The following is a 5,995-nucleotide window of genomic DNA, read 5'->3' as shown; positions in this document are numbered from 1 at the left end:
GGAACGGTTAATTGATCCCTGGACAACATATGAACCGAAGTAAACCTCAGTTTCCACTATTGGTTAGTATAACCATATAATTATTATGACTTGTTAATTACATATTATGGTAAACCGATCACGGATGGATGCCAGTAACGCGTTTATATTGAATACTGTTATTCCTACAACAAAAATTTTTAATATATCAACAGCTGTGTTAATAAATAAATTCATTATAACGAATGAAACAACCGAGGTATCATTGTGAATACGTGAAACAAAGTCACCAGTTCCCATTTCATCGAAATATTTAACTGGCATATTTAAAATTTTTTTATATAACTTATTTTTCAGATCATAAATTACTTTATTTATTAGGTTAGTAGATGAGTAGCCTTGAATATAACTTAACAATGCTTGAAATGCAAATACAACAAAAAAAAATAAGGTATAAACAAATGATTGGTCGTAATTTTTCATAAATAAGCTGGATAAAATTTTACCCCATAGCAGTGGTTGTATTAAACTTAAGGCAATTCCTGTTATTATAATAATAAATGTTGCAATAAATAAATATTTATATGGTTTAACAAAAAAAAGTATTTTTTTTATATAGAGATAGTCTTTTCTGCAAAAGAATGCAAACTTATATTTTAATTTCTCATTAAATTTTTTATTTATCATATTTTAACCTTAGGTTTTCTTTTTTTAATATATATTACTTGCATAAGTTCAGACAACCATTATTCTTAGAAATATCGGAGAAAAACTATGAAAAACTATACTAAAAATAGTTCTTCCAGCCTCTCAGTAGTCTCGTCCGATACAAATGCTGTATCCAAGAATATTTAAGGTATAAATTTGCAAAGTCAAATATTTGCTGTCGTACTCTTTTCATCATGTCGCCGCCGGATACCCCTTAGGAGGGTGAAAAGCTATACGGTTAGTCTTTTCTCTTTATCATGCTGCCTTTGCCTAACATAGACTAGCTTGGCCACCGGGCTTGCGTGTAACGAGGCTACATATATGTTCCTGTTAAGTTCGGCCTGATGAATTGCTCACCCTGCTAAACGGAGGAATACTGTAACCTACAAGAGTAAACTCAAATAATACTTAATATACAATATTCTCTATAATTAGATTATAGTGATATTACAATGCTTATCAATATTATTTACCTAATATACTGTTTTACTGACCTATAATACACTGAAAAAGTCTTTATCCCCTATTATAGAATTAGTGAATCGCAATTCTAGCAGGTAATTATACCTCGTAATATAGGACCAAGTTTGAAATAATTTTGAGGAGGAATATAAGAGGAGGAATATAATATGTATGCAAAATAGCCAATTGATGAATTAGTTGCACTCCTTTTTATAATATTTTCACCTGACAATACCTTGTGCCATATCATTGTTTGCTGAAGGATCGGGAACTTGCTAATAAACTTAAATGCCAATTTGACAAAAAAGTCAGACCAAGAAGGTATTTGTAAATTAATACAGAAATAAACAACATTGTATTTAGTAAAAACCTAATAAAAGATAACATTGAAAAAAGAAGGAGCCAATCTAGTGGTTGCAGCGAAATCGAAGAATAAAAAGAAAATTGAAGCGGTTAAGAGCAATCTCCAAAATAATCAATTGGATTTAGGCCACGCGATTGCCTTTTGGGGAATGGGGGTTTTACTGTTCCTGCCACCTTACTTCAGAGGATTATTCTTCCAGCCCGAGCAGGAACGGGCACTGTTTTTTGCCACCGTTCTCTTCGGGGTTGCCTGGCTGTGGAAGTGGTCGAAGCGTGACAACAGCTTCCTTTCCCACCCGCTGGACTACTTCGTCCTGGCCTTTCCCATAGTCTACCTTATTTCGGCCTTTCAGGCCGCCAACTATGGACTAGCGGTAGACGAGGTGGTCAAGACCGCCCTGTATTTTATGGTTTACTGGCTGTCCTCACGGCTCGTAAGAAACGATAAAGATATTGTCACCATTTTACATATCATCTATATAAGTGCCGTCGGCGTGGCTTTGGCAGGGTTGGCCACCGCCACCGGGATCATTGAAATTAATGACGGCTTTCTGAACGGGCGGATTTATTCCTCCTTCCAGTACCCCAACGCCCTGGCAAGCTATCTGGCAGCGGTAATATTTATCGGACTTTACCTCTGGCGGAAGACCAGTTTACAAGAATTGGACGGTGTAGTTAAACTAACAATATCGAAATACGTTCCTGCATGGTTGAATTTAAACAATATTAGCCATTATCTATATGCCGCCGGGAATTTCCTGCTCTTTGCAGTACTTCTTGGTACTAAGTCATATGGTGGACTCCTGGTATTTTCACTTGTTTTTGTCCTTTTCATCATTGGTTTGTCTAAATGTAACAGGATACCGGTAATTTTACATTTTGCTCTTATTGGGATGTCTTCGACTATTGCCATCTGGCAGTTTCTTTCAGCTGTTTCCACTCAAAAGATGGTCCTGGCATGGTTGTGGATTTTTATTGGTTTAACAGTGACGCTAACGGGACAATTTCTATATTTGTCTGCAGAAAAAAGGGGTATTTGTTGGCGGATTGAAGGAAATAAGAAAATAACTATTGGTATCTTGTTGCTGGTTGTTATTGTACTTGCTGTCGGGCTGGGATATTATTTGAATACTCATCCCGATATCGTAAAAAAAATCACAGAACAGATAATATTAAAGTTCAGGAATGCTATCGAGCGTTTTTACTTCTATCATGATGCCATGAAGATGTTCAGGGAGCGTTCCATCATCGGCTGGGGCGGCGGTGGCTGGCAGGAGGCCTACCGCGCCTTCCAGGGCTATTTCTATACTTCCAACCAGGTACACGGGAATTACTTCCAGATTATGGTGGAAGCGGGCGCCCTCGGGCTACTTACTATACTGGGTATATGGGTCACCTTTTTATACATCGCCAACAGGCTCTACCATGGGGCAAAAGAGGATGTCTCCGCCGGGATCTTGATCTGGACCATCACCATAGCAGCGCTTTCAGTGGGGGCACACGCCGTCATTGATTTCGATCTTTCCTTATCTGCTCTCTCCATGGTGCTCTGGACCCTTTTTGGTCTGGCAAGGGGTATCTTGAGCCATTCAACAAACAAAGCCGAAGAGAAGAATAGCAGGAGATATGTGCCGCCCAATAATGCCGTTCTAGTCGGAGCGTCGGTGGTGACGGTTTTGCTGCTTATTTTCAGCGGTGCTCTAGTAACTTCCAGTAACAGTTACACAAACGCAAAGCACGCGAAAAGTTACGATCAAGCCCTTGCCCTGTTACAAAAAGCTTCAGTTTATAATCCAACTAACGCCACTTATCACCTTGATCCTGTTTACCGGGTTGATCTCGCCCATCTCTATCTGGCTCAGGGCAAAATGGATCAGAGCATTGCTGAGGCCTGTCTGGCGGTGAAATTGAGTCAATACAACGACGCCCGCTACGCAGATTTGTCCGTCATCTATGTGGCAGCGAAGAAAAATGATGAAGCCGTGCAGGCCGCCCATAAAGCACTTTCCCTGGCCCCATTCGAGATCCAGCGGTACGAGCTCCTATCCCAGACCTACTTCGTAGCCGGATATAACGAACTAAACGACGACAATCGTGACGCGGCGAAACAATATTTTGAACAAGTAGCAGGAGTACCGGCCAAAATCCAAAGACAGATAGAAACCATTGATGAAGAGGAAAAACGCCTTTGGAAAGATGCCCCACCGATGACAGTAACCCCAACGGTTAAACTTTACTTAGGATCTTCTCAGTATCTGCTTGGAAAATGGGCTGAAGCCGATAGCAACCTGCAGGCTGCTCTTGCCGATAATAAGACAAAGGGAGCGGCTTCTCTCTGGTTAGCCGCTCTGCGGGACAAGCAGGGTCAGGTGCAAGAATCGCAAGATCTCCTTGTTCAGGCTAGTAAACTGTCACCGGAGCTGGCGAATAAATATGATCAACTTAAAAGTTTGCCTATCTTGAAATGAACTTGACTCCGAAAAATAACTCTTGTTTTTTATTCGTCTGCCGATATTGCCTTCAAAGCCTTCGTACTAGCGGATTTATAAATTTAAAGTTTCAAGTCGAGTCTAAGCCATTGATGTATCCTCAATCATGATCTTGGCGTGCCAACCAGCCGGAGTGAACAGGGAACTGAAGATGGTGGAGCCCTTTTGATGGGGGATGATTTCAAAAGTTTCTCCCTGCACCTTTTTAATCAGCTACTCACTAAATATTGACTCTGCTAGTGTCAAAGTTGCTCATTTTCAGCTTGCCGCTGGCTCATTCTCTAGTGTACTGATGGCTCAATCTGAGCGAAATATCCATCTTCTATGTATTTCAGGTCGATAACACCGCAACTTGGGTAACTGGAAAAGGATATTGTAGATATTTGTATAACCTTAGCTAGGGGGGGGGATTAATTGGATAAGATGCCTTTAATTAGCATTTTATTTTATTCTATACCAGAGAGCTATCTACTATTTTCATTTGGTTTAGTTGTTATTGGAGAAAAATCATCTCAAAAAAACTTGCTACTTGCTACCCTAATTTCTGTTATTATTTCATACCTGGTAAGAATTTTACCAGTCCCTTTCGGGGTCCACACTTTAATAGGTCTGGTAATCATTTGCTTGCTATTTAAATACTTATTCCATTTACCAATACGAAAAGCATTGATATCAGCATTGTTAACCCTAAGTACCTTACTTGCCTTAGAAAATATAATTTTATATATTTTAGAGTTAATTTTTGCTCTAACTCTTAAAACAATATGGGAAGATGATTGGCTAAGAACAATTATTGGTTGGCCACACTTAATATTATCGTTTTTTATTATCATTTTCTTGAAATTTAAAAAAGTACATTTGGATATTTAGATAAATATGAATACAATTTTCGCAAAAAAGCCAATAGAAAAATTAGTAATAATTCTTTTGTCGGAAGTACTCCTATTATTAATTATTTCAATGATACTAGATTACTATCGCATGAAAATTGATATTCAAGATGTATTTATTGCCTTTATAGCAGTAACTAACTTTGCAATTAGTATATATGTCATTAGATGGCTACTGTACAATAATATTCTCCAAAAGGAGATGGAAAACCAAAGTAAGAAAAATTTAATTCTGGCAGATGCAATGAATCTAATTAGAGCCGAGCGACATGATCATATTAACCACCTTCAAGTTCTTTATGGACTTATTTATGACAAGCAGGTTTCTGAGGCACATGAGTACCTGGATAATTTAAATGCTAACTATAGGTTTAACACTCAGTTAATCAATATTCCTCACCCAACCTTAAGATCGCTCCTTCAGATTAAAAGAAGCATTGCAGAATCAAAAGGTATTATTTTCAAGTTAAATGTAGAAAGCCAACTGGATAAGTTTAAAATGAGCCAGACGGCCATAACTTCAGTTTTTGGAAATATTCTTGATAATGCAATTGAAGCAGTAAATAATTTAGGGCCAGAATTTTTAAGGGAAATAAAATTCGAATCAGGTGAAACACAAGATTCATATTTCTTTGTGATTAGCGACTCCGGACCGGCCATTGAGAATGAAATATTAAAGAACATTTTTAAAGAAGGTTTTTCAACAAAGGGTAAAAATCGCGGCTACGGACTTTTCACAGTAAAAAAGATTATTAACAGCTATAGAGGGAAAATATATCACAATGGCGCGGGCTTTAATATAGTTATTCCAAAGGATTGAAATTAATATGGTTCATGAAATTTCAATAAGAATTACCAACTATATAGCATCAGAACTGAAATTAGAAAAGGCTAGGCTTGATATAATATCCTATGGCATTGAGGTTATGTTGGGTGGTCTAGTTAAGTGGTCCATCTTTATAATAGTCCCATTATTATTCATAGGTGTTCGGTTAACCAGAATTAGGTAACTCATAGATAATAATAAAGAAGGGAAAACCCTCAAGTCGACAGAATCAGGGAATATTCAAGTATAAATAATTTCCAGGAGGTCGCCCTGATGAC

4 protein-coding genes are annotated in these 5,995 nt (G+C 37.9%); 3 read left to right on the top strand and 1 reads right to left on the bottom strand.

Annotated elements, in window-relative coordinates; translation table 11 throughout:
- Positions 1-93: 93 nt before the first annotated feature.
- On the bottom strand, positions 94-666 hold the full coding sequence (locus Psfp_RS20540; RefSeq protein ID WP_134220377.1) for an ABC transporter transmembrane domain-containing protein: 573 nt from the start codon (positions 664-666) through the stop codon (positions 94-96).
- A gap of 893 nt (positions 667-1,559) precedes the next feature.
- On the opposite strand from Psfp_RS20540, the gene Psfp_RS20535 reads away from it, so the two are divergent.
- The 3 genes from Psfp_RS20535 to Psfp_RS20525 all read left to right on the top strand — a co-directional run bounded on the left by Psfp_RS20535 (position 1,560) and on the right by Psfp_RS20525 (position 5,711).
- Positions 1,560-3,980: an O-antigen ligase family protein gene (locus tag Psfp_RS20535; RefSeq protein WP_134220376.1), complete on the top strand. Its 2,421-nt coding sequence runs from the start codon at positions 1,560-1,562 to the stop codon at positions 3,978-3,980.
- Between the two features lie 444 nt (positions 3,981-4,424).
- Positions 4,425-4,871 carry a hypothetical protein gene (locus tag Psfp_RS20530; protein WP_243120833.1) on the top strand — a complete coding sequence of 149 codons (447 nt, stop codon included), beginning with the start codon at positions 4,425-4,427 and terminating at the stop codon, positions 4,869-4,871.
- A gap of 6 nt (positions 4,872-4,877) precedes the next feature.
- Positions 4,878-5,711, top strand: a complete 834-nt coding sequence (locus Psfp_RS20525) for a GHKL domain-containing protein (RefSeq protein WP_134220374.1) — start codon at positions 4,878-4,880, stop codon at positions 5,709-5,711.
- Positions 5,712-5,995: the final 284 nt, after the last annotated feature.

The sequence above is a fragment of the Pelotomaculum sp. FP genome (assembly GCF_004369245.1).
GTDB lineage: Bacteria > Bacillota > Desulfotomaculia > Desulfotomaculales > Pelotomaculaceae > Pelotomaculum_C > Pelotomaculum_C schinkii.
The sequence above is the reverse complement of the archived record's forward strand: the minus strand, read 5'-3'. Positions and strand labels throughout refer to the sequence as shown.

Bases quoted from the DNA above. Each gene is read 5' to 3' on its own strand.
- Psfp_RS20540 (WP_134220377.1), bottom strand. From the start codon at position 666: ATGATAAATAAAAAATTTAATGAGAAATTAAAATATAAGTTTGCATTC.
- Psfp_RS20530 (WP_243120833.1), top strand. From the start codon at position 4,425: ATGCCTTTAATTAGCATTTTATTTTATTCTATACCAGAGAGCTATCTA.
- Psfp_RS20525 (WP_134220374.1), top strand. From the start codon at position 4,878: ATGAATACAATTTTCGCAAAAAAGCCAATAGAAAAATTAGTAATAATT.